At 44.6% G+C, this 23,060-nt stretch carries 27 protein-coding genes and 1 rRNA gene; 27 read left to right on the forward strand and 1 reads right to left on the reverse strand.

The features are described from left to right. From rrf to rsmI, 14 genes are all read left to right on the forward strand, one after another. Window positions 1-90: ribosomal RNA gene (rrf, locus tag JOD21_RS16230) — 5S ribosomal RNA — on the forward strand; the annotation flags it as partial. 334 nt (window positions 91-424) lie between these two features. Continuing rightward, a complete protein-coding gene (locus JOD21_RS16235; RefSeq protein WP_204730622.1) occupies window positions 425-1,171 on the forward strand; it encodes a DUF2087 domain-containing protein in 747 nt (248 codons plus the stop codon). Between the two features lie 146 nt (window positions 1,172-1,317). Further along, entirely contained in the window at window positions 1,318-1,467 is a 150-nt protein-coding gene (locus tag JOD21_RS16240) for a sigma factor G inhibitor Gin (protein WP_084218530.1), read from the forward strand. A 161-nt stretch (window positions 1,468-1,628) separates the two neighbouring features. Next, the gene (locus JOD21_RS16245) at window positions 1,629-1,973 is read left to right on the forward strand and encodes a DUF6176 family protein (RefSeq protein WP_204730623.1); all 345 of its coding nucleotides are present in this window, start codon (window positions 1,629-1,631) and stop codon (window positions 1,971-1,973) included. Between the two features lie 52 nt (window positions 1,974-2,025). Further along, window positions 2,026-3,429: an aminotransferase class I/II-fold pyridoxal phosphate-dependent enzyme gene (locus tag JOD21_RS16250; RefSeq protein WP_204730624.1), complete on the forward strand. Its 1,404-nt coding sequence runs from the start codon at window positions 2,026-2,028 to the stop codon at window positions 3,427-3,429. Continuing rightward, on the forward strand, window positions 3,426-4,070 hold the full coding sequence (gene tmk, locus JOD21_RS16255) for a dTMP kinase (protein WP_204730625.1): 645 nt from the start codon (window positions 3,426-3,428) through the stop codon (window positions 4,068-4,070). The genes JOD21_RS16250 and tmk overlap by 4 nt, the downstream gene beginning before the upstream one ends. Window positions 4,071-4,142: 72 nt before the next feature. Then, window positions 4,143-4,472, forward strand: coding sequence for a cyclic-di-AMP receptor (locus tag JOD21_RS16260; RefSeq protein ID WP_204730626.1), 330 nt, complete (start codon window positions 4,143-4,145; stop codon window positions 4,470-4,472). Between the two features lie 17 nt (window positions 4,473-4,489). After that, window positions 4,490-4,930 (forward strand): YaaR family protein, encoded by a 441-nt coding sequence (locus JOD21_RS16265; RefSeq protein WP_204730627.1) that lies wholly within the window; start codon window positions 4,490-4,492, stop codon window positions 4,928-4,930. Between the two features lie 14 nt (window positions 4,931-4,944). Continuing rightward, a complete protein-coding gene (gene holB / locus JOD21_RS16270; protein ID WP_204730628.1) occupies window positions 4,945-5,949 on the forward strand; it encodes a DNA polymerase III subunit delta' in 1,005 nt (334 codons plus the stop codon). Next, window positions 5,942-6,769 (forward strand): PSP1 domain-containing protein, encoded by an 828-nt coding sequence (locus tag JOD21_RS16275; protein ID WP_204730629.1) that lies wholly within the window; start codon window positions 5,942-5,944, stop codon window positions 6,767-6,769. The genes holB and JOD21_RS16275 overlap by 8 nt, the downstream gene beginning before the upstream one ends. 13 nt (window positions 6,770-6,782) lie before the next feature. Beyond that, on the forward strand, window positions 6,783-7,142 hold the full coding sequence (yabA, locus tag JOD21_RS16280; protein WP_204730630.1) for a DNA replication initiation control protein YabA: 360 nt from the start codon (window positions 6,783-6,785) through the stop codon (window positions 7,140-7,142). A 184-nt stretch (window positions 7,143-7,326) separates the two neighbouring features. Further along, window positions 7,327-8,070, forward strand: a complete 744-nt coding sequence (locus JOD21_RS16285; protein ID WP_204730631.1) for a tRNA1(Val) (adenine(37)-N6)-methyltransferase — start codon at window positions 7,327-7,329, stop codon at window positions 8,068-8,070. After that, entirely contained in the window at window positions 8,054-8,317 is a 264-nt protein-coding gene (locus tag JOD21_RS16290) for a GIY-YIG nuclease family protein (RefSeq protein ID WP_204730632.1), read from the forward strand. Before JOD21_RS16285 ends, JOD21_RS16290 begins: the two co-directional genes overlap by 17 nt. Window position 8,318: 1 nt before the next feature. After that, entirely contained in the window at window positions 8,319-9,200 is an 882-nt protein-coding gene (gene rsmI / locus JOD21_RS16295) for a 16S rRNA (cytidine(1402)-2'-O)-methyltransferase (RefSeq protein WP_204730633.1), read from the forward strand. 248 nt (window positions 9,201-9,448) lie between these two features. Here rsmI and JOD21_RS16300 read toward each other — a convergent pair whose 3' ends face one another. Continuing rightward, on the reverse strand, window positions 9,449-9,730 hold the full coding sequence (locus JOD21_RS16300; RefSeq protein ID WP_039806138.1) for an AbrB/MazE/SpoVT family DNA-binding domain-containing protein: 282 nt from the start codon (window positions 9,728-9,730) through the stop codon (window positions 9,449-9,451). A 426-nt stretch (window positions 9,731-10,156) separates the two neighbouring features. On the opposite strand from JOD21_RS16300, the gene metG reads away from it, so the two are divergent. The 13 genes from metG (at window position 10,157) to glmU (ending at window position 23,057) form a co-directional block, all read left to right on the forward strand. After that, window positions 10,157-12,130: a methionine--tRNA ligase gene (gene metG, locus JOD21_RS16305; RefSeq protein ID WP_204730634.1), complete on the forward strand. Its 1,974-nt coding sequence runs from the start codon at window positions 10,157-10,159 to the stop codon at window positions 12,128-12,130. Between the two features lie 420 nt (window positions 12,131-12,550). Beyond that, window positions 12,551-13,318: a TatD family hydrolase gene (locus JOD21_RS16310; RefSeq protein WP_204730635.1), complete on the forward strand. Its 768-nt coding sequence runs from the start codon at window positions 12,551-12,553 to the stop codon at window positions 13,316-13,318. 217 nt (window positions 13,319-13,535) lie between these two features. Next, entirely contained in the window at window positions 13,536-14,810 is a 1,275-nt protein-coding gene (locus JOD21_RS16315) for a G5 and 3D domain-containing protein (protein WP_052473886.1), read from the forward strand. Between the two features lie 99 nt (window positions 14,811-14,909). Next, a complete protein-coding gene (gene rnmV, locus JOD21_RS16320) occupies window positions 14,910-15,470 on the forward strand; it encodes a ribonuclease M5 (RefSeq protein WP_204730636.1) in 561 nt (186 codons plus the stop codon). Then, the gene (rsmA, locus tag JOD21_RS16325) at window positions 15,463-16,341 is read left to right on the forward strand and encodes a 16S rRNA (adenine(1518)-N(6)/adenine(1519)-N(6))-dimethyltransferase RsmA (protein ID WP_204730637.1); all 879 of its coding nucleotides are present in this window, start codon (window positions 15,463-15,465) and stop codon (window positions 16,339-16,341) included. Before rnmV ends, rsmA begins: the two co-directional genes overlap by 8 nt. Before the next feature lie 127 nt (window positions 16,342-16,468). Then, on the forward strand, window positions 16,469-17,323 hold the full coding sequence (gene yabG, locus JOD21_RS16330) for a sporulation peptidase YabG (protein WP_204730638.1): 855 nt from the start codon (window positions 16,469-16,471) through the stop codon (window positions 17,321-17,323). 115 nt (window positions 17,324-17,438) lie between these two features. Continuing rightward, complete coding sequence (gene veg / locus JOD21_RS16335) at window positions 17,439-17,702, forward strand: biofilm formation stimulator Veg (RefSeq protein ID WP_041120769.1); 264 nt, start codon at window positions 17,439-17,441, stop codon at window positions 17,700-17,702. A gap of 196 nt (window positions 17,703-17,898) precedes the next feature. Further along, complete coding sequence (locus JOD21_RS16340; protein WP_204730639.1) at window positions 17,899-18,084, forward strand: small, acid-soluble spore protein, alpha/beta type; 186 nt, start codon at window positions 17,899-17,901, stop codon at window positions 18,082-18,084. 772 nt (window positions 18,085-18,856) lie between these two features. Further along, the gene (gene ispE, locus JOD21_RS16345; protein WP_204730640.1) at window positions 18,857-19,726 is read left to right on the forward strand and encodes a 4-(cytidine 5'-diphospho)-2-C-methyl-D-erythritol kinase; all 870 of its coding nucleotides are present in this window, start codon (window positions 18,857-18,859) and stop codon (window positions 19,724-19,726) included. Window positions 19,727-19,787: 61 nt separating this feature from the next. Further along, on the forward strand, window positions 19,788-20,633 hold the full coding sequence (gene purR, locus JOD21_RS16350; RefSeq protein WP_204730641.1) for a pur operon repressor: 846 nt from the start codon (window positions 19,788-19,790) through the stop codon (window positions 20,631-20,633). Between the two features lie 63 nt (window positions 20,634-20,696). Then, window positions 20,697-21,071, forward strand: coding sequence for a RidA family protein (locus tag JOD21_RS16355; protein WP_204730642.1), 375 nt, complete (start codon window positions 20,697-20,699; stop codon window positions 21,069-21,071). Window positions 21,072-21,237: 166 nt separating this feature from the next. Then, entirely contained in the window at window positions 21,238-21,519 is a 282-nt protein-coding gene (gene spoVG / locus JOD21_RS16360; RefSeq protein WP_204730643.1) for a septation regulator SpoVG, read from the forward strand. 164 nt (window positions 21,520-21,683) lie between these two features. Further along, on the forward strand, window positions 21,684-23,057 hold the full coding sequence (gene glmU, locus JOD21_RS16365; RefSeq protein ID WP_204730644.1) for a bifunctional UDP-N-acetylglucosamine diphosphorylase/glucosamine-1-phosphate N-acetyltransferase GlmU: 1,374 nt from the start codon (window positions 21,684-21,686) through the stop codon (window positions 23,055-23,057). Window positions 23,058-23,060: the final 3 nt, after the last annotated feature.

Consider the following 23,060-nt stretch of genomic DNA (forward strand, 5'->3'; position numbering starts at 1 on the left):
ACCCGTTCCCATGCCGAACACGGAAGTTAAGCTCTTCAGCGCCGATGGTAGTTGGGGGTTTCCCCCTGTGAGAGTAGGACGTCGCTAGGCACTTTGAAAAAGTCTTTCCTTTAGGGGGAAGGCTTTTTTTGTGCGTTTGGAAGGAAAAAGGCCAGTGAACTGAAGGCAAGAAGGGCAAAAGGCTAGAATCTCAAGTGCATTCAGTGCGGACGGCCAGTGACCTGAGTGCATTCAGGGCAAAGAGCCAGAATGCTAAGGACATTAAAGGAAGAGAAGGGATAAAACCCTTAGCTGAAACCACTATATAACCGAACGATCCCTCACTCATGATATTCACACAGAAACGTAAACCTAATCAAAAACCGTTTGCTTTTTAATAAACATTAATATAATATGTTTATTAATTGATAAACTTTTAAAGGAAGTGTTTGTTTTGAGTGATTTGTTTTGGGAGGCTTCTGTTGAGGAGCTTGCGCATGGGGTGAAGTTTTTGGATGGAGCTTATCACTGTTTAGTATGTGGTGAGAGCTTTATGGAGGGAGAAGTGTTTCAGGTCGATAAGCGGTTTTTTGAAGCTTACAGGGCGGCTGAGATGCATGTGAGAGCAGAACATGAGTCAATGTTTGTTTATTTGATGAATATGGATAAGAAGTATACGGGTTTGTCTGATCATCAGAAGGAGTTGCTGTCTTATTTTATGCAGGGGGTTTCTGATAAGGAGGCGGCGAAGCAGATTGGTGGAAGTCCTTCGACGATTCGAAATCACCGGTTTAAATTTAAAGAGAAGGAAAAGCAGGCGAGAGTGTTTTTAGCGTTAATGCAGTTGTTAAAAGAGGATGCGGGGCCGGAGAGTCTGGTTCAGATACACAGGGGGGCGACGATGGTGGATGAACGTTATGCGATTACGACTGAAGAGCAGGAAAAGGTGTTAAGAACTTATTTTAAAGAAGATGGAACGTTGAGTCAGTTTCCAAGTAAGGAAAAGAAGAAGATTGTAGTGCTTCAGTATTTACTGAAAAAATTTGACGCTGGACAGCAGTATACGGAAAAAGAAGTAAATGAAGTGATTAAGCAGGTATATGCTGACTTTGTGACGATTCGCCGTTATTTTATCGAATATGGTTTTATGGACAGGAACCAGGATGGCTCAGCTTACTGGGTAAAAGGATAATAACGAATAGCCATAGCAGCATATGAGAAGTTTGTTGATGAGTTTCCTTCACGTTTGAGGATAAAAAGAATAGGATAGAGAGATTACTTTTTATCCGCAGTGGCCATACTGAATGGTATGACATGCTGCGAAGTGGAGGAAATAATATGAGACATTGCCGTGCTTGCGGAAGGCGATATAACCGGGCAATCCGCCTGTCTTCAAAATTTATCTGTGTCTGGTGTGAACAGTCATTGATTCAGCTGAAGCCTGAAGATCATGGATATGATAGGTGGATTCATTTGTTAAAAGACTAAGAGCCTGCTGAACGTGCAGGCTTTTTTTATTTGTAAATGATAAAAATTTTGGCTCTGTTAAGGGTGACTGTTAATTTCCGCTGCAGGGCGTGCGATGAGCCTCCTCGCGCTGCGGGGTCTCACCCATAGCCAAAATTTTAACTAAACAGGGAGATAGGATAATGAATATAGAGTGTACCAGGTTTAAGGTTAAGGATGGGAAATCAGAACGTGTAGATGAATGGCTTACTTTTTTAAAGATGAATATAAAAGATGTGTTAATCACGCTGGAAAATGAAAAAATGTATGTCGAAACCATATTTAGAGAGCATTTGAATGGTAAAGAGTATTTGTACTGGTATTCCATACAGGGAGAAGGCGGTCTGGATGTGCAGGATTCTGAACATTGGATAGACAAAAAGCACCTGGCGTATTGGAATGAGTGCATAGATCATACATACAGACCGGTTGATTTGAAAACAGAAGTTGTGATGATTCCTGAAAATTTGAAGGAGCTTATGAGATAAGAAGTCTGGGCGTGATACAATAAAGAAATGATTTCACTAAAGGAGTACGTTTATGAATCAAAAGGAGAGGCCGCTTGTTGAGGCGCTTGAAAACCATATGAAGCAGCATCCGGTGTCTTTTCATGTGCCCGGGCATAAAAACGGATTAATGGGTAAAGTTGCAGGTCATGTCGGAGCTTGGGATCAGACAGAGATCTCCGGACTTGATGACCTGCATGCGGCGGATGGTCCAATTGCTAGTGCACAGGATCTGCTGGCCACACACGCGGGGGCTTTTAAAAGCTATTTTCTGGTGAATGGCTCGACCACCGGTAATCTTGCGATGGTGATGGGGTTATGCGAGCCGGGCAGTCATTTGATTGTGGCAGGTAATGCACACAAATCTGTCATTCATGCATGCCGTCTGGCGCGGGTGAAACCTGTTTTTTTAACACCTGACGTGCACCTTGAATCTATGACACCTTCAGGGCTTTCACCTGGTTTACTTAAGAAAGCAGCGCATGCGTTTCCTGATGCCACAGCAGTGCTGCTGACATATCCCTCGTATTATGGTCATACGGGTCAGATAAAAGCTGTCATTCAGCAGGCGAAGTCTCTCGGCCTGACAGTACTTGTAGATGAAGCACATGGTGCACATTTTTCACTACCAGGTTTTCCTGTGTCTTCTTTGACAGTGGGAGCTGACGTCGTGGTGCAATCAGCCCACAAGACGCTGCCTGCTTTGACAATGGGTTCTTATTTACATATTAGCAGTAAACAGGTTGACCATCTGAAGATTGAACAGCTGCTTGGTATGCTGCAGTCGAGCAGTCCGTCTTATCCGATTATGGCATCACTGGATGATGCGCGGCATTATGCTGCGACTTACTCGGATGAAGATGCTGCGTTTTTTAAGAAAAAACGTACTGAGCTGATCACCAGGCTGCGTGATATACCGCGTCTTAAAGTGATCGAACCCGAAGATCCGCTCAAGCTGCTCATCAGAATTGATGGCATGAGCGGACCGGATGTGCAGGCTGCCTGTGAAAAGAGAGGTATCTTTGCAGAACTTGCTGATCCGCTGCAGGTGCTGTGGATACTGCCGCTTTTAAAAGTTGGCGAGCAGGCGGAGTGGGATCGCGTAATTGAAGCACTGAGTGAGATTGCTAAAACAGCTGAATGGACAGAACAGCGTGACCTTTCTGCTTCATATACTGAAGAGATCACAACATTATCTGTTCAGAATACAGATCAGCTTCCAGCTGCAGTCGAATCGATTGATCTGGCTGCCGGAAAAATTGCGGCTGAGACCATTATTCCGTATCCACCAGGGATTCCGATTATCATTGCAGGAGAGATGTTAACGCAAAAGAAACTGTCATACCTTAAAGAACTTATTGCTGCTCACGTACGTTTTCAGGGTGGCGCTTATTTAATAGAAGGAAATATCATGATTGTCGAGGGGGGAAGTTCATGAGTAAGGGATATTTTATTACGTTAGAAGGACCTGAAGGAGCAGGAAAAACGACTGCTGCTGTTGAAATAAAGAGAGAGCTGGAAGTGCTTGGCTATGATGTGATGCTGACGCGCGAGCCGGGTGGCATTAAAATTGCTGAAAAGATCAGGGAAGTGATCCTTGATCCATCCCATACAGAGATGGACAGCCGGACAGAGGCACTTTTATATGCGGCAGCACGCAGACAGCACTTGGCTGAAAAAGTCAGACCGGCACTTGAAGCCGGAAGAATTGTGCTGTGCGACCGCTTCATTGACAGTTCACTTGCTTATCAGGGACATGCCAGAGGGCTTGGCATTGATGAAGTATGGAGTATTAATCAGTTTGCGATTGAATCGATGATGCCTGATTGTACACTGTACTTTGATATTACGCCTGCTGAAGGGCTGAAACGGATTGAACAGAATGCAGGCCGTGAAGTGAACCGCCTGGATCTTGAAGGAATGGCTTTTCATGAAAAGGTGTATGAAGGGTATCAGCTGGTACAGGCACGTTTTGCTGAAAGAATACAGCGTATTGATGCTGCCCAGACGCTTGATAAGGTCATTGAGGATTCAATCTGTATCCTGACAGACCAGTTCAAAAAATCAGGATTTCAGTAATGTTTTCGTAAAAATGACGTATTGTTGATATAATAAAGACAGAACGATTCTAAAAGGAAGAGGGTGGAATGGATGAAACTTGTTGTCGCAATTGTGCAGGATCAGGATTCAAGCCGTTTATCAACTGCTTTAATGAAAAACAATTTCCGTGCAACAAAGCTTGCCAGTACGGGTGGATTTTTAAAGTCGGGTAATACGACATTTATGATTGGTACTGAGGATGCACGCGTTGATAAAGTATTAGAAGTCATTAATGACAGCTGCCGGTCAAGAGAACAGATGGTAGCCCCTGTCTCACCAATGGGCGGGAATGCGGATTCTTACATTCCTTATCCTGTCGAAGTCGAAGTTGGCGGAGCCACGGTATTTGTACTGCCGATTGAGCAGTTTCACCAATTTTAAAGTAGCGGAGTGGGATCATGAAAATTAACCGGGATTTACGCATAGGCGTTAATCAGCCAGGTAATAGTCCACAGCCTCTGACAGGCACGCAGGCGAAGTTCGGGGAGCTTGTTGAAAAGCAGGATCAGAAGCTGCAGACAGAGCAATTGACGAGGCTGATGGGAGAAGTGACTGCAGCCGGGGACAGACTGGGCAGATCAAGAAACTTCAAGGACCTCGCAAAATTCAAGATGCTTGTAAAGCGATTTGTGAAAGAGACAGTTGAATATGGAATGAATCTTAAGCAGTCCCACTCCTGGAACGAATTCGGCGAGGGGCGTAAGCTGAGACTGGTTGAGACCATCGATGAGAAGCTTGCTGAACTGACTGAAAATGTTCTGCACGGGGAAAAGGAATCGGTTGATGTACTAGATCAGATCGGCGAAATCAAAGGACTGCTCATTAATATATATACGTAGAAAAGAGAGATAACATGGCCGACATGAACCAGGAACTGGCATCGCGTCAGCCTGTCGCAATGAAAATGCTGCAGCAGAGCCTTCAGAAAAATCGTGTGGCACATGCGTATCTGTTCGAAGGCGGACGCGGCACAGGAAAAAAAGAGATGGCACTATTTCTGGCAAAGGGACTTTTTTGCAGGCAGCCTGATCACGGCATGCCCTGTATGACCTGTGAGCAGTGCACCAGGATTGATCAGGGTAACCATCCTGACGTTCATATGATTGAGCCTGACGGGCAATCAGTGAAGAAGGAACAGGTAAAGCTTTTGCAGGAGGAGTTCAGTAAAACAGGGATGGAATCAAAAAGAAAAGCTTATATTGTAAGTGGCGCTGACAAAATGACCGTTCAGGCAGCCAACTCATTATTGAAGTTTCTTGAAGAGCCTCACCCATCCACGACAGCGATCCTGCTGACTGAGCAAATCCATCAGATGCTCCCGACTATACTTTCCAGGTGTCAGCACGTGTCTTTCCGTCCGTTGACACCTGTTTTGTTTAAAGAAAAGCTGATTTCAGAAGATGTTCATCCGACGATGGCCTCACTTGTTTCGAAATTAACGAACCAGGTGGACGAGGCAATTGAGATGAGTCATGATGAGTGGTTTGTACAAGCCAGAAAAATCATGTTAAAATTATACGAAGTGCTAAAGGATGATCCCTTTGAAGCCATGATCAGGATTCAAAGTGACTATCTTCCGCATTTTAAAGAGAAATCACAAATTGACCAATCACTCGATTTGTTTCTTCTTATATATAAGGATCTCCTATATATCCAAACGGACAAGCATGATCACCTGTCGTACCCGGACTGGCTCGATACATTTCGTACAGATGCGCTCCAGACGTCAGCGAATCAGCTTACTCACCAGCTGACAGTCATACTGGAAGCGAAAACACAGCTTCAGAGAAATATGAATACACAGCTGCTAATGGAACAGCTGATGCTTAAATTGCAGGGGGGATCTGCACTTGTATGAAGTAGTAGGCGTCCGTTTTAATAAAGCGGGCAAAATATATTATTTCGACCCGAACCAGCTTTCACTTGAGATAGATGAATATGTGATTGTAGAAACGGTACGCGGTGTCGAATATGGTAAAGTTGTCACTGAAGTCAAGAAAGTCGACAAGAATGATGTTGTGCTCCCACTGAAAAAAATCGTCCGGATTGCAGAACAGAAAGACCGTCTTTCAGTTCAGGAAAATAAGGAAGAAGCAGCACATGCTTACCAGGTGTGCTCCGATAAAATCAGTGAACATGACCTTGATATGAAGCTTGTTGACGTTGAGTATACATTCGATCGCAATAAAGTGATCTTTTATTTTACAGCAGATGGACGGGTTGATTTCAGAAATCTTGTCAAAGACCTTGCATCTGTTTTCAGAACAAGAATTGAGCTGCGTCAGATCGGCGTGCGTGACGAAGCGAAAATGCTTGGCGGTATCGGACCATGTGGACGCATGCTGTGCTGCTCAACATTTCTTGGCGATTTTGAGCCGGTTTCGATTAAGATGGCAAAGGATCAGAATCTGTCTCTGAATCCGGCAAAAATTTCAGGACTTTGCGGCCGTTTGATGTGCTGCCTGAAGTACGAGAACGATGAATATGAAGCAGCAAAAGAAGAAATGCCTGACCTTGGCGCGTTTATACAAACGCCTGAAGGAAAAGGAAAAGTGGTCGGCCTGAATATGCTTGAGCGCGTGCTGCAGATTGAAATGAAAGAGCAGGATCGCACGCTTGAGTATACGCTTGAAGAAATTATGAATCACGATATTGCGTCAATTCAAGCCACAGAGTAACGGGGTGGAGTTCGTGGATAAGAAGGAGTTCTTTGATTCAGTATCCAATATGGAGCAGCAGATTGGTCAGTTATATCAGCAACTTGGCGAACTGAAGCATCATCTTGCTGACATGATGGAAGAGAATCATTCACTGCAGATTGAGAATGAACATTTACGCAGAAGACTTGAACAGCTCGGGAGTGAGACAGAAGCTCCTGCCGGCAGGGCTGATGCCGGAAAAGCTGCAGGTCCAAGCGCAGATATTGGTGAAGGATACGATAATCTTGCCCGTCTTTATCATGAAGGTTTCCATATTTGTAATATTCATTTTGGAAGCCCGCGCAAGGATGAAGATTGCCTGTTCTGTCTTTCATTTTTAACGAAAAAATAAGGCTGGCATGTCGCCGCCTGCGCTCCCTTAACCGGAGACAGGCGCGCGTCCTGCCGGGCTTTTTTTGTGTAAGCTTTATTAAATTTGGCTGGTGATTTCCGCTCCAATCATCAACTGTGCTAAAACAACATTTAACTTTAACATATCTATTGTGTAAAGTATTAAAAGAAAAGAGGATCGTAACATGCAATTAATTGGTGATGAGCGGCTGGATTATCTGCTGGCTGAAGATTTGAGGATTATACAAAGTCCGTCAGTTTTCTCATTTTCCCTGGATGCTGTACTACTCGCACGGTTTGTACAGGTCCCGATCAGAAAAGGATCTCTGATTGACCTTTGTTCAGGAAACGGGGTCATTCCACTTCTGATCAGTACAAGAACGAACGGCACAATTACAGGGGTCGAGATTCAGGATCGGCTTACGGATATGGCAATTAGAAGCATTGATTATAATAACCTGAGCAGTCAGATTCAGATGATCTGTGAAGATTTAAATACGGTGTCACCTAAGCTTGGTTATGCAAGGCATGACGTGGTGACGTGTAACCCGCCTTATTTTACAACGCCAGGTAAGGAAGAGCTGAATGAGAATGAACATCTGACGATTGCACGCCACGAGATTATGTGTACGCTTGAAGATACAGTCCGGGTGAGCAGTGGCCTGTTAAAGCAAGGCGGAAAAGCTGCATTCGTACACCGTCCCGGCAGGCTGCTTGATCTGATTACATTGATGAGGCAGTATCGTCTTGAGCCGAAGCGCATTCAGTTCGTTTATCCGAAAGAAGGGAAAGAAGCCAATACGATTTTAGTGGAGGCTGCAAAAGATGGAAAGCCTGACGTGAAAATTCTGCCGCCACTTGTCGTATATAAAGATAATCATGAATATACCGAGGAGATGAAGGAGATTTTATATGGAAGCAGAGGCTAGCCATTTCTTCTATGTGCTGTTGTGCCGGGACGGATCTTATTACGGCGGTTATACCATTGACCTGGAACGCCGGCTGTCTCAGCATAATGACGGCACGGCATCCAAATATACAAGAACGAGACGGCCTGTCGAAATGATTCATCACGAATCATTTACCTCTAAAAGAGAAGCCATGCAGGCAGAGTACTGGTTCAAAAAGAAATCCCGGGGTCAAAAAGATCTGTATTTAAAAGAAAGAGGTGAATAGATTGGATACACAAAAAAGTTTTCAGGATGCGGGTGAAGGGCGCCTTTATCTGGTGCCGACACCGATCGGAAACCTGGAAGATATGACGTTCAGAGCCGTTAACATTCTGAAAGAAGCAGACCTGATCGCAGCTGAAGATACGCGCAACACAAAAAATCTTTGCCGTCATTTTGAAATAGAGACGAAGCTTGTCAGTTACCATGAACATAATAAAGAAGAAAGTGGACGCAAGCTGATGGCTGACCTCCATGAAGGAAAGCAGATTGCACTTGTGACGGATGCGGGCACACCGTGTATTTCAGATCCGGGATATGAGCTTGTAAAGCTGTGTGTGGAAGAAGGCGTGAATGTGGTGCCACTTCCTGGTGCGAATGCGGCAGTCACAGCATTAATTGCTTCAGGACTGAAGCCGCAGCCTTTTTACTATTATGGTTTTTTACCGCGTCAGAAAAAAGAAAAGCGTGAAGAGCTGGCATTTCTTTCAACCATTCCTGCAACATTTATTCTGTATGAATCACCTCACAGACTGAAGGAATCGTTAAAAGAGATGCAGGAGGCACTCGGAGCTGAGCGTCAGATGACAATCTCGCGGGAGCTAACGAAGAAATTTGAGGAATTTGTCAGGGGCACTATTGGGGAGTGTCTTCAGTGGGCTGAAGAAAACGAGCTGCGCGGGGAGTTCTGTCTTGTTGTTGAAGGGTCAGAACGTGATAAGTGGCAGCAGGATGAAGAGGTCTGGTGGTCTGAATTATCACTGACTGATCACGTGGAGCATTATATTCAGCAGAAGTCTATGACGTCAAAAGCAGCTATTAAAGAAACGGCAAAAGACCGGGGACTTCCGAAGCGGGATGTTTATCAGGATTATCATGTTGATCATTAGGAGAGAAAAGATCGCGGAGGCGGTCTTTTTTTGATAGTGGGGCGCCGCGGTTGTAGTGTTTTGACTGGTGACTGCAGTGTTTGGCTCTGCAGCTGTCGGATACACCCGGGTTTGCTGTAGTGAGACGGGCTGCAGGTGTAATAAAACAACCCGCAGCTGCAGTGAATGAACCGCTCAGCCATCGCGGGCCGGGCCAATAGACAATAAAAAAACTGCTCCGCAAAGGGAGCAGTGACCATTCTTATAAATTAAGCACCTTGCAGGTTGCTTTGGATTTCCTTAATAAGCATTTCAGCACCTTCACGGCTTAGGACAAGCTTTCCGCCTGCAAGCTTAAGGTTGTCATCTGACACTTCGCCAGTGATCTGGCAAGTCATGCTTGGCTTGTATTTCTTCAGGATGATTTTTTCGTCATCCACATAAATTTCAAGTGCGTCTTTCTCAGCGATTCCAAGTGTGCGGCGAAGCTCGATTGGAATAACTACTCGTCCTAGTTCGTCTACCTTACGTACAATTCCTGTTGATTTCATGATTAAAAATCCCCTCTCATAGGTGTAATGATTTTTTCTATTTGTTTTTTCGTCATGTTTCGACATTTTTCTCTCTGTTTTTATATCATACCAACGTTTCCCAAATCAGTCAATACATATTTTCTACCAAATGTTTTACCAATAGAAGTTCTTCAAGCCCTTATACATCAGTGTATGAAGCACTTTGAAAATATTACCTTCTACATTATTCACTATATCATGTAATAACTGTAAGTGGCAATCATTTTATTTTGAATTCGAGCTATTTCGTGTTTCGACAAAAGAAACAGGTTCATTCGACAAAACTGGGGAGTTTTTACTGGGAGGGCTGCGCCGGTTGCATTCACTTCCTATTTCGGGTATATTTTTTTACATATGAAAACGCGTCAGAACTGAGTTTCTGATGCTGATCGAGGAGGATTAACAGTGAGTCAGCCGAACAATACGTTTTATATTACTACACCAATTTATTACCCGAGTGGCAAGCTGCATATCGGGCATGCTTATACAACAGTAGCAGGAGACGCGATGGCACGTTATAAGCGTCTGCGCGGATTTGATGTCATGTATTTAACTGGAACGGATGAGCATGGACAGAAAATCCAGGAGAAAGCAAAAGAACAGGGTGTCTCTCCACAGGCTTATGTTGATGAGATTGTATCCGGTATTCAGGATCTTTGGAAAAAGATGGACATCTCTTATGATGATTTCATCCGCACAACAGAAGAACGCCATAAAACTGTTGTCGAAAAGATTTTTAAGCAGCTTCATGACCAGGGAGATATCTATCTGGGAGAATATGAGGGCTGGTACTCTATTCCTGATGAAACATTTTATACTGAAACGCAACTTGAAGATAAAGAGCTCGACAGTGATGGTAATGTGATCGGCGGGAAAAGTCCTGATAGCGGACATCCGGTTGAAAAGGTACGTGAAGAATCGTATTTCTTCCGTATGAGCAAATATGCAGACCGTCTTGTAAAGTATTATGAAGAAAATCCTGCATTCATCCAGCCTGAATCACGGAAAAATGAAATGCTGAACAACTTTATTAAACCGGGACTTGAAGATCTGGCTGTATCTAGAACAACTTTTGACTGGGGCGTAAAAGTACCTGGAGATCCGAAGCATGTCGTGTACGTATGGATTGATGCACTATCCAATTATATTACGGCGCTTGGCTACGGATCTGAGCATGATGAGCGTTTCCGTCAGTTCTGGCCGGCAAACGTACATTTAATGAGTAAAGAGATCGTGCGTTTCCATACAATCTACTGGCCGATTATGCTGATGGCGCTTGATCTGCCGCTGCCAAAACAGGTATTCGCACACGGCTGGCTGCTGATGAAAGACGGTAAAATGTCTAAGTCTAAAGGAAATGTTGTGGATCCTGTTACACTAATTGACCGCTACGGTCTTGATGCGCTTCGCTATTATCTGCTGCGTGAAGTACCATTCGGTTCAGACGGTATCTTTACGCCTGAAGGCTTCGTTGAAAGGGTTAACTTTGACCTTGCCAATGACCTTGGGAACCTGCTGAATAGAACAGTGGCGATGATCAATAAGTATTTTAATGGTGAAATACCTGTGTATCAGGGCTCAAATGGTCCTTTTGATAAAGAGTTGCTTCAATTGAATGAAGAGACGGTTGAAAAATTCCAGGATTCAATGGAAAACATGGAATTCTCCGTGGCGCTTGCAACAGTGTGGCAGCTGATCAGCCGTGCAAATAAATATATTGATGAAACACAGCCATGGGTGCTGGCGAAAGACGAGGCAAAGAAAGAAGAGCTTGGTAACGTCATGAACCATTTAGCAGAAACACTTAGACGTGTGGCAGTTCTGCTTCAGCCGTTTATGACACAGACGCCTGGTAACATCCTTTCCCAGCTTCAGCTTGATCACACGCATCTGAAATGGGAAACATTAGAGCAATTCGGTGCAATCCCTGCAGGCACAAAAGTCGTTGCAAAAGGAGAGCCGATCTTCCCGCGTCTTGATGTGGAGGAAGAAGCAGCTTACATTAAAGAGAAAATGTCAGGCTCAGCGCCAGCTGCAGAGCCGGTTGAACTCGAAGAAGAGATCAGCATTGATGATTTCATGAAAGTAGACCTGCGTGTCGCAACGGTGACTGGATGCGAGCCTGTGAAGAAAACAGATAAGCTGTTAAAACTTCAGCTGGACCTTGGCTTTGAGAAACGTCAGGTTGTCTCAGGAATCGCAAAGTTTTATCAGCCTGAAGACCTGATTGGCAGAAAGGTTGTCTGTGTGACAAACCTGAAGCCTGTGAAGCTTCGTGGAGAGCTTTCTCAGGGAATGATACTGGCGGGTGAAAAAGATGGAGTCTTATCACTTGCACAAGTAGCAGAAAACCTGGAAAATGGGGCACGTGTTAAATAGTTGATTGAAGAGGGGAGGTTTCATGCCTCTCTTCTTTTTATGTTCATCTATTTATTGAATTAATTGGTTTCAATGTTTCTAATGTGTCCTTAATATTACATTCATGTAACGAACTATAACAATAGAAGAAACTCGTCATTTTTTGATTCGTTTTTAGACATTTGGGCTGAAATTACCAATAAATCACCCTTTATCTAATTCATTATATCGAAATAGGCATTTTTATTAGAGAATGCTTTATTTTTGGGGTTGTATAATAAAAATTACTTTGAAAGCAATATTATCTGCTTGAGAACAGATCAATTATTATTAATGTGTATTTTAATCTGATTGTTAATTTGTTAATAGATTGTTACACGACTGTGATGTATGACATATGGTTTTTTAATACACTAAATTTGCTGTGAAGGAGAGGATACAATGTTATTCGATACACACGTTCATTTAAACGCAGATCAGTTTGAAGAAGATCTTGATGATGTGATACAGCGCGCGAAAGAAAATGATGTTGAATGGATGACTGTCGTCGGCTTTGACAGAAAGACAATTAATAAAGCGATGGAGCTTGCGGAAGCACACTCATTCATTTATGCAGCAATAGGCTGGCACCCTGTCGATGCAATTGATATGACAGATGAGGATCTGGCCTGGATTGAGGAGTTAACTGCTCATCCGAAAGTTGTTGCAATTGGTGAAACGGGGCTTGATTATCACTGGGATAAATCACCGCATGATGTCCAGCAGGAGGCATTCAGAAAGCAGATTCAACTGGCTAAGAAAGTGAAGCTTCCAATTGTCATTCATAATCGTGAAGCAACCCAGGATGTTGTCGATATCCTGAGAGAAGAAAACGCTGAAGAAGTTGGCGGTATTATGCACTGCTACAGCGGCAGTGTGGAGGTTGCCAAACAGTGTGTGGATATGAACTTTATGATTTCTCTCGGTGGACCTGTCACATTTAAAAATGCAAAGAAGCCGAAAGAGGTTGCTGAAGAGATTGACCTTGAGCATTTACTGATTGAAACAGATGCACCGTTTTTAGCGCCGCACCCCAACCGCGGTAAGCGGAATGAGCCTGCTTATGTCAAGCTTGTTGCAGAGCAGATTGCAGCGTTGAAAGGTATTTCATACGAAGAAGTTGGAAAACGCACGACAGAAAACGCAAAAAAAATTTTTCAGCTGAAATAAATAAGATCAGGCATTACAAAAAACAGTACCGTTTATGCGACACCTTTTGCGTTCATACCGGGGCGGGTTGTCGATAAAAAAACCTTTTCAGGCAGGACAAGCGTATGCATAATTGGGACATATCTCACCCTGCGCAGGGAAAAATATCTCGAATTCGAAGGTTGACAATCTGTCACTATAGTCTTTATAATCACTCGGAGTAAAGGAGGAGTTTTTCATGCAATCAGAAAATAACATGAAAAACCTGTTTCCAAAGTCTATGAGTAAGAGGAACTGGGTCTATACGTTTGTTACTTTAACAGTGTTTGTTTTAGTAATTGGTTTCCTTTTTCAAGAAGGTATGAAGAAAACTGTAGCCCTAACCTTAAACGGTGAAGAGCAACTGGTGCGCACAAACGCTGCGACTGTTGAAGATATATTTGCAGAAATGGATATGGATTTACACTCAGAGGACTATTTATACCCCTCTGGCGATACGGAGATCTATCACGATATGACCGTACGCTGGAGACCGGCGAAACAGGTGTCATTTGATTTAGGCGGGGAAACGCTTGAAATGATGACCAACGCACGTACTGTAGGAGAATTCCTGCGAAGAGAACAACTTGAAGTAAGTGACGAAGACAAGCTGTCTCACGCTTTGAATGAAAGCATTGAGGAAGATATGACCATTTCCCTTGAAAAAGCTTTCGCATGGACGCTTGTGAATGGAACTGACAAAGAAGAGGTTTGGTCGACTTCGATCACCGTCGCTGACTTTTTAAAACAGCATGAAATTGAGCTGGATCAAGATGATCGCGTAGAACCATCTGAAGACACTATGTTGACGGAGGGCGCTACTGTTAAGATCGTCCACGTTGATAAGGTCACCGATGTGGTGGAAGAAACCAAGGACTTCAGTGTGGAACAAAAAGATGACAATACATTAGCCCAGGGTACTGAAAAGGTAGTTCAGGAAGGCGAAGAAGGTCTCATTGAAAAAACATATGAAGTCGTAAAAGAAAACGGAAAAGAAGTTTCCCGTGATCTGAAAGAAGAAAAGGTTGTAAAGGAAAGCAAAAATAAAGTTGTGGCAGTAGGAACGAAGAAGCCGGTTGTTGCGAGCGTTCCACGTGAAACAACGACTAAAACTGCTGCGTCATCATCGTCAGCAACAGCATCTTCACAGCCCGTGCAGACTGCATCATCATCAGCACCAACCGGCCGTGAAATGACGATGTCATCAACCGCTTATACTGCTTCTTGTACAGGATGTTCAGGGATTACAGCGACAGGTATCAATCTGCTGGCAAACCCTGGCATGAAAGTAATCGCTGTGGATCCATCAGTGATTCCGCTCGGTTCAAGAGTATATGTTGAAGGATATGGCTATGCAATTGCCGGAGATACTGGCGGCGCAATTAAAGGAAATAAGATTGATATCTTTATCCCGGACCGCGCTTCAGCTCTTGCATGGGGAAGCAGAACCGTAAAAGTAACAGTGATGCCATAAGTGGCTACTTAAAAACAGAGAGCACGTTCTCTCTGTTTTTTGTGCGTTCAAAAACAATTTCAGCTATAATGAACCACAGAAACCATTTCGGAGGAAAACATGAAACTTAAAGAAATTATTGTGGTGGAAGGCAGAGACGATACAACTGCAGTCAAAAGGGCAGTAGACGCTGACACGATTGAAACAAACGGTTCAGCTGTTTCTGAAAAAACGCTTGAAAAAATCCGTCACGCCCAGGAAAAAAGAGGCGTTATCATTTTAACGGATCCGGACTACCCCGGTCAGCGCATTAGACAGATTGTGCAGGAGGCTGTACCTGGCTGCAGGCATGCTTTTGTCGAAAAGCATGATGCCCTGCGCAAAAAAGGCCGCGGCCTGGGCGTAGAACATGCGTCTCCTGAAGTCATCCGCCAGGCGCTGAAAGATGCCCATTTGATGACAGTGGAGCCTGTTGAATTAATTACAAAGGAAGATCTTGTTACAGCAGGGCTGATTGGCGGACCGAAAGCAAAAGCGCGCAGGGAAAAACTCGGTGCTGCGCTGAAGATCGGTTATGTGAATGGGAAGCAGCTGTATAATAGGTTAATGATGTTTGAAATAACAAAAGAAGATTTCGCTCAGGCGCTGACGCGTATTTTACAGGAGGAAGAGCATGAATAAAGATATCGCAACACCAGCACGTACGAAGGAAATTATGCAAAAGTATGGTTTTTCTTTCAAGAAAAGCCTTGGACAGAACTTTCTGATCGACCCGAATATTCTCCAGAATATCGTCGGACATGCCGGGCTGACAAAAGAGCACGGGGCAATAGAGATTGGTCCCGGTATTGGTGCGCTGACAGAACACCTTGCACGCGCTTCAAAAAAGGTTGTCGCTTTTGAAATTGACCAGCGTCTGCTCCCGATCCTTGATGATACGTTATCGCCATATGACAACATTCATATCCGTCACTCTGATGTATTGAAGGCTGACGTGAGACAGGTGATGGAAGAGGAGTTTGCTGATATCAAAGATGTCATGGTTGTTGCGAACTTGCCTTATTACGTGACGACACCGATTATCCTGAAGCTTTTAATGGAAGACCTGCCGATCAAAGGGCTTGTTGTCATGCTTCAAAAAGAAGTGGCAGACCGGATCGCAGCAAAGCCAGGCACTAAAAATTACGGCTCGCTTTCAATCGCGATCCAGTACTACACGGAAGCTTCAACTGTGATGATTGTGCCAAAAACAGTCTTTATTCCACAGCCGAATGTAGATTCCGCAGTGATTAAATTAATAAAGCGTAAAAAGCCGCCAGTTGAAGTAACAGATGAAGATTTCTTCTTTACAGTCACGCGCTCTTCATTTGCGCAAAGAAGAAAAACGATTTTAAACAACCTGACGAGTCAGCTGCCGGATGGGAAGGCAAAGAAAGAAGACATATTAAAAGCGCTTGAACAGGCAGGCATTGAACCTCAAAGACGCGGGGAAAGTCTATCAATTCCCGAATTCGCAAATCTTGCAAATGCGCTTTATCCATACTTTTCATAGTAAGAACTCCGGTTGAGATGCCGGAGTTCTTTTTAGTAGCTGTTTCTATTTCAGACAGGGCATTCACCCTTCAGCAGTCTCGGGCATATAGTGAAGTCATGAGCCTGCAGAGGAGGGGGTAGCGGAAGTGGAATGGATCAATCAGCTTGTTGGACGTCTTTCTTATAACTGTGATGTGGTATTTGTTGTCGCGGCAGTTGAAGAGCGGGAAAGTGGCTCTTACGCCATTCTATACGGCCGGGACATCCGGCTGGTTGCGGATGCCCCGCTGGAAGATCTGCAGCTGCTCGATGAAGACCGGCTGGCTGAAGCAGATCAGCAGATAAAGGAAATGAAAGCGAACCGGGCTAAAAATTCAGCTGATGCAGAAAAAGAGTCCGGCACACTTTCATTCCATTTACCGGGACGTGTGCTGCATCTTGATGGAGACGAACGTTATCTAAAGAAGTGCCTTAAAATCTATAAGGATGCAAATGTGCCCCATATAGGTGTGCACTGTCCTGAGAAAGAGATGCCTGACCGCATTCAGGAGCTGATTCTCCGCTATCAGCCCCAGATTCTCGTCTTAACAGGACACGACGCCTATTTACCGGCTCAGGGTAAAAAAAGTGATCTGCAGGCTTACAGACACTCTTCCTCATTCGTTCAGGCTGTAAAAAATGCACGTAAAATCCTGCCGTACCTCGATCAGCTGGTGATTTTTGCAGGCGCATGCCAGTCCCATTTTGAATCACTGATCTATGCGGGAGCGAATCTGGCCAGCTCTCCGCTGCGTGTAAACATTCATGCACTTGACCCCGCATATGCAGCAAGTGTCATCAGTTATACCTCTATTCATTCAATGTTCAACGTTGAAAATATCCTGCCCCACACCCTCGCTGATGAAAATGGAATTGGCGGAATTGAAACGCGCGGCGTGTTAAGAACAGGCATGCCTTACAAGAAAGAAATGTATACAGAGACACAAAACGACAGCAAATAAGCACTTTGACGGAATAAAAACATTGACATCCACTAAAGAGAATTGATAAAATAAATATTTTATTTGACCAAAACGTAATATTTTGGTATACTAATGTCAGTGAGGTGGAAGCGGAATGCCAAAAACGTTAGCTGATATTAAGAAAGCACTTGATGTGAATCTTGGAAAACGTCTATTGTTAAAAGCCAATGGTGGAAGACGCAAGACAATTGAGCGTTCAGGAGTTTTGACTGAAACATATCCATCAATTTTCATTGTGGAACTGGATCAGGACGAAAATGCTTTTGAGCGGGTATCGTATAGCTACACCGATGTACTGACTGAAGCTGTTGAACTGACTTTTATTGAAGAAGGTTCTGAAGCAGCAAGCGTAAGTTAATGAAATCATAATGATTTTTTTATGGGCGGTCTGCCCGGTTAATTGTTAACAGTTAACCGGGCAGACCGCCTTTTTGTTATGGTGAAAAAATATAACGTGTATCAGCTGAGGAATAGCTTTTCCATTATCTAGCTGGGATAGTAGTGCTCAATTTGAAACAGGCTATAGATGCATGACCAAAAAGGGGATGACAAAGATGAGCAGAAGAAGAGGCGTAATGTCAGATCAGCTCAAGGAAGAAATCGCCAGAGAACTCGGGATTTATGATACGGTTCAGCAGGAAGGCTGGGGCGGAATCAAGTCCTGGGATGCCGGTAACATGGTCAAGCGGGCTATTCAGATGGCAGAGCGTCAACTGGGCGAACAGCCTGATCAGCGTTAACCGTGGTACATGCAAAGGAGAATCGTCCGGCTGAGGCCGGGCGGTTTTTTGGTTGGGGGCGGTTGTGCGGGTATGGCGCTGGCTGGTTATATGTATCACCTTTTGGGTTTTATCTATGACCTATTGATTTAATTCCATCATCTTTTTGGATATTCAACCGTTTTGCTGTGTGTCTCTCATAAATCTAACAGCTTTCAGCATTTATCTATCACCTTTCAAATTAATCCATCACCTTTTCGCTCAATTCAGCCCGCGCGTCCGTAACCTCCCAATACAGATAAGTCCACCGCATACGCCCCTAAACGCCTACTTCCACTTTTCTCTGATCCAGTTCCAGAAGGCAGGTCCTCGAGTCATAAGCCACGGCGAGAAAATGGGGAAAGTCGCCCATTTCTCTCACCGCGTCTTATGCTTGTCGGACCTAAACGCCTGCTTCCACTTTTCAGTGATCCAGTTCCAGCAGGCAGGGGCTAGTGCGGTTCCCTCGGTTCCTTAAGATAAGTCAACATCGGCTCACTCCGTTCGCCGTGTTTCCTTTATCTCAATCCACCTCAGTCCACCGCATACGCCCCTAAACGCCTGCTTCCACTTTTCTCTGATCCAGTTCCAGCGCCCAGTCCCTCGGGTCATAAGCCACAAAGCGGTAAACGGGAAAGTGCACCCGTTTTCCGCTTCGCGTCTTATGCCTGTCGGGCTAAACGGGCGCTTCCACTTTTCGTGGTTTATTGCTACAATATCTTCAATGACTTGAAGGAAGATTGAGGTGTGTGGATTGATGATGATGGTGAAAGCTCCGGCGAAGATTAATCTTTCGCTGGATGTGCTCCATAAGAGGCCTGATGGGTTTCATGAGGTGGAGATGGTCATGACGACTGTGGATCTGGCTGACCGCATTGAGCTGAAGGAAACAAAAGGCACGCGGATCCGGATTATCTCGCATGACCGTTTTGTGCCGAGTGATCACAGGAACCTGGCCTATAAAGCGGCGGACAAGCTGCAGAGAAAATATAACGTGAAAAAGGGCGTTGATATTACGATTCATAAGCAGATTCCGGTTGCTGCGGGTCTTGCGGGCGGCAGCAGTGATGCAGCCGGTACGCTAAAAGGACTGAATGAGTTGTGGGCGCTTAATCTGTCAGCGGATGAGCTGGCTGAGGTCGGATCAGAGATCGGTTCTGATGTGGCGTTTTGTATTTATGGTGGAACAGCACTTGCGACTGGACGGGGTGAGCAGATTCAGGAGCTTCCTGCGCCGCCAAAGTGCTGGGTTGTGCTGGCGAAGCCTTCAATCGGGGTTTCAACAGCAGATATTTACCAGAACCTGAAGCTTGATCAGGTGGATCATCCGGATACAGCTAAAATGGTACAGGCGATTGAAGAGGGAGATTATCAGGGGGTTTGCGAGAACCTTGGTAACGCGCTTGAGTCTGTTACGCTTCAGCTATATCCGGAAGTGAAGCAGATTAAAGATCAGATGCAGCGGTTCGGTGCAGATGCTGTATTGATGAGTGGAAGCGGGCCGACCGTTTTTGGCCTTGTGCAGTATGAATCCAAAGTGCATCGTGTTGTAAATGGGCTGCGTGGTTTTTGTGACCAGGTATTTGCAGTAAGAATTCTTGGGAGTCGGGCACCTCTTGCTTAAAAACGTACGATAATGATATAGTTACTATACATTATTCGGGTTTTGGGAGGTTGCTCACCGCATGAAAATTAAACGAAGTGAACGCCTGATTGATATGACGCACTATTTATCTGAACATCCACGCGAGCTTGTATCGCTTACTTTTTTCGCGGAACGTTATGCTTCAGCTAAATCATCAATCAGTGAAGATTTAGTGATTGTTAAGGAAACGTTTGAGAACAGAGGAATCGGCACTTTACAGACAGTGCCTGGTGCAGCTGGCGGGGTGCGGTTTATTCCGGGCGTCAGAAAAGATCAGGCAGAAGAAGCGCTTAACGTACTATCTGAGCAGGTAAGCAGGTCTGACAGGCTGCTTCCCGGCGGTTACTTATTCATGACGGATATTCTCGGTGACATCCATCTCATGAATCATGTCGGAAAGCTGTTTGCAGGTGCGTTTGCCAATGAGCAGATCGACCTTGTGATGACAGTTGCGACTAAAGGCATCGGGATCGCTCATGCAGCTGCCCGCTACCTTGGTGTGCCGGTAGTCGTTGCAAGACGTGACAGTAAAGTAACGGAAGGCTCCACCGTGAGCATTAATTATGTCTCAGGTTCATCCAAAAGGATTCAGACAATGGTCTTATCCAAAAGAAGCGTCAAGCAGGGGGCAAGAGTCCTGATTGTTGACGACTTTATGAAGGCGGGCGGGACGGCGGCAGGCATGAAAAACCTGCTTGAAGAGTTTTCAGCGACTGTCGCAGGTGTTGGTATTTTTATCGAATCCGAACAGGAAGCCGGAGAAGAGCGTCTTGTAGAGGATTATATCTCGCTCCTGAAATTAAGAAGCGTTGATGAAAAAGGTAAAACCATTCAGATTGAACCCGGCAATTACTTTGACCGCGTCTCATCCTTTTTAAAACAATAGCCGATAGGGCGGAAATCAAAAGCCGCTTTTAATAGCAGTATCATATTTCGAGGAGGAATGATCATGAAATTTGTACAGACGAATGAAGCACCACAGGCAATTGGCCCATACTCTCAGGGGATGGTCGTTAACAATATGTTCTACAGCTCAGGGCAGATCCCGCTGACACCTGAAGGCACGCTTGTTGAAGGCAGTATTGAAGAGCAAACGCACCAGGTATTTAAAAACCTGCAGGCTGTTCTTGCAGAAGCAGGGGCTTCTCTTTCAACTGTTGTAAAAGTAATGGTCTTTCTTGATGATCTCAGCGACTTTGATGCAGTTAATGCAATTTATGCAGAATACTTCGGTGAGCATCGTCCGGCACGTTCGTGTGTGGAAGTGTCAAAGCTGCCAAAAGGTGCAGGTCTTGAAATCGAAGTCATCGCATTAGTGAAATAAAGCTATCCCATCAGGCTTTTCCCCGCAGGTTCATAACCTGTTTGGGAAAAGCCTTTTCTTTTTGGAAAAAAATATGACTATTTTCACGTTTCAGGTAGGGATATCGACCTTGCGTATAGAAATAAGAGGGAGGCTTGTACTAAGGGGGGAAAGGTGGTGGGAATCAGTGGAAGTAACAGATGTGAGACTTAGACGTGTAAGCTCGGATGGCAGGATGCGTGCGATCGCTTCCATCACACTCAGTGGTGTATTTGTTGTACATGACATCCGGGTAATTGATGGAAATAATGGACTGTTTGTTGCGATGCCGAGTAAGCGTACACCGGATGGGGAATTCCGGGATATCGCTCATCCGATTAACTCTGAGATGAGAGATGTCATTCAGCGTTCAGTACTGGCTGAGTACGATCGGGAGTCAACGATTACTTATGAAGAAGCAGGTGCTTAATGCCCTGTATATGAATGATAGAATCCGGATGCTGCTATGCATCCGGATTTTCTTTTGCAGAATTGTAACCGTTAACAGATTCTTCTGAAATTACCGCTTTCCTTGAAATGAATGAGTTTTTGTAATATATTCAAAGTGGAAAAATGTTGACTGGAGGACCGGTAATGTCGAATCGATATGCGGTAATTTTAGCTGCGGGTCAGGGTACCCGTATGAAATCCAAATTATATAAAGTACTTCATCCTGTTTGTGGAAAGCCAATGGTAGAACACGTATTAGAGCAGGTGAAAGAAGCAGATATGCAAGAAGTCATTACCGTTGTTGGTCATGGTGCTGAACTTGTTCAGTCCAAGCTTGAGGGTCGTTCGGAATTTGTTCTTCAGGCTGAACAGCTGGGGACTGCCCATGCTGTTATGCAGGCGAAAGATCGTTTGCAGAATAAAGATGGCATCACTTTAGTTGTATGCGGTGATACGCCACTTATTACTGCTGAAACAATGTCTTCGCTGATTCAGCATCATGAGGAACAACAGGCGAAAGCAACGATCCTGACAGCACATGAAGACAACCCTGCCGGCTATGGCCGGATTATTCGAGGAGAAGACGGGCTTGTGACGAAAATCGTTGAGCACAAGGACGCGAATGAGTCGGAGCTTGCCGTTCAGGAAGTAAATACGGGCACTTACTGCTTTGATAATAAAGCACTCTTTGAAACACTTGAGAAAGTGGACAATGATAACGTGCAGGGTGAATACTACCTTCCGGATGTCATTGAAATTCTGAAAAATGCAGGAGAGGCCATTGCTGCATACCAGACACCTTCATCTGATGAGGCGCTTGGTGTAAATGACCGTGTGGCTTTGTCAAAAGCGGAAAGCCTGATGCGTAAGCGTATTAACGAACAGCAAATGCGCAACGGTGTCACACTCATTGATCCTGCTTCTACTTATATCAGTGCAGATGCTGTGATCGGAAGCGATACAGTTGTGTATCCTGGTACTGTCATTGAAGGTAAGGCAGTCATTGGTGAAGAATGTACAATCGGGCCAAACAGTGAGATCAAAGACAGCAAAATCGCGGATCGCACTGTGATTAAACAGTCAGTCGTACATGATAGCGAGATCGGCTCAGATGTAAATATCGGACCGTTTGCACACATTCGTCCTCAGTCTGCGATTGAAGATGAAGTGAAGATCGGTAACTTTGTTGAAATTAAAAAAACACAGTTTGGCAAAGGAAGTAAGGCGTCTCACCTGAGCTATATTGGTGATGCTGAAGTCGGTTCAGGTGTGAATCTTGGCTGCGGGTCGATTACTGTGAATTATGACGGTCAGAAAAAGCATCTGACAAAGATTGAAGACGATGCTTTTGTAGGCTGTAATTCAAATCTCATTGCCCCTGTCACGATTGGAAAAGGTGCTTATATTGCTGCCGGGTCTACAATTAATAAAGATGTGCCGGCTGCGGCGCTGTCTATCGCCCGTGCCCGCCAGGAAAATAAAGAAGGCTACGCACAAAGAATTAACACTAAAAAATAATTG

Origin of the sequence: Jeotgalibacillus terrae (genome assembly GCF_016908195.1) — a bacterium.
Classification (GTDB): domain Bacteria; phylum Bacillota; class Bacilli; order Bacillales; family Jeotgalibacillaceae; genus Jeotgalibacillus; species Jeotgalibacillus terrae.

Bases quoted from the DNA above. Each gene is read 5' to 3' on its own strand.
- JOD21_RS16240 (WP_084218530.1), top strand. From the start codon at position 1,318: ATGAGACATTGCCGTGCTTGCGGAAGGCGATATAACCGGGCAATCCGC.
- JOD21_RS16245 (WP_204730623.1), top strand. From the start codon at position 1,629: ATGAATATAGAGTGTACCAGGTTTAAGGTTAAGGATGGGAAATCAGAA.
- JOD21_RS16250 (WP_204730624.1), top strand. From the start codon at position 2,026: ATGAATCAAAAGGAGAGGCCGCTTGTTGAGGCGCTTGAAAACCATATG.
- tmk (WP_204730625.1), top strand. From the start codon at position 3,426: ATGAGTAAGGGATATTTTATTACGTTAGAAGGACCTGAAGGAGCAGGA.
- JOD21_RS16260 (WP_204730626.1), top strand. From the start codon at position 4,143: ATGAAACTTGTTGTCGCAATTGTGCAGGATCAGGATTCAAGCCGTTTA.
- JOD21_RS16265 (WP_204730627.1), top strand. From the start codon at position 4,490: ATGAAAATTAACCGGGATTTACGCATAGGCGTTAATCAGCCAGGTAAT.
- holB (WP_204730628.1), top strand. From the start codon at position 4,945: ATGGCCGACATGAACCAGGAACTGGCATCGCGTCAGCCTGTCGCAATG.
- JOD21_RS16285 (WP_204730631.1), top strand. From the start codon at position 7,327: ATGCAATTAATTGGTGATGAGCGGCTGGATTATCTGCTGGCTGAAGAT.
- JOD21_RS16290 (WP_204730632.1), top strand. From the start codon at position 8,054: ATGGAAGCAGAGGCTAGCCATTTCTTCTATGTGCTGTTGTGCCGGGAC.
- JOD21_RS16300 (WP_039806138.1), bottom strand. From the start codon at position 9,730: ATGAAATCAACAGGAATTGTACGTAAGGTAGACGAACTAGGACGAGTA.
- JOD21_RS16310 (WP_204730635.1), top strand. From the start codon at position 12,551: ATGTTATTCGATACACACGTTCATTTAAACGCAGATCAGTTTGAAGAA.
- JOD21_RS16315 (WP_052473886.1), top strand. From the start codon at position 13,536: ATGCAATCAGAAAATAACATGAAAAACCTGTTTCCAAAGTCTATGAGT.
- rnmV (WP_204730636.1), top strand. From the start codon at position 14,910: ATGAAACTTAAAGAAATTATTGTGGTGGAAGGCAGAGACGATACAACT.
- rsmA (WP_204730637.1), top strand. From the start codon at position 15,463: ATGAATAAAGATATCGCAACACCAGCACGTACGAAGGAAATTATGCAA.
- veg (WP_041120769.1), top strand. From the start codon at position 17,439: ATGCCAAAAACGTTAGCTGATATTAAGAAAGCACTTGATGTGAATCTT.
- JOD21_RS16340 (WP_204730639.1), top strand. From the start codon at position 17,899: ATGAGCAGAAGAAGAGGCGTAATGTCAGATCAGCTCAAGGAAGAAATC.
- purR (WP_204730641.1), top strand. From the start codon at position 19,788: ATGAAAATTAAACGAAGTGAACGCCTGATTGATATGACGCACTATTTA.
- JOD21_RS16355 (WP_204730642.1), top strand. From the start codon at position 20,697: ATGAAATTTGTACAGACGAATGAAGCACCACAGGCAATTGGCCCATAC.
- glmU (WP_204730644.1), top strand. From the start codon at position 21,684: ATGTCGAATCGATATGCGGTAATTTTAGCTGCGGGTCAGGGTACCCGT.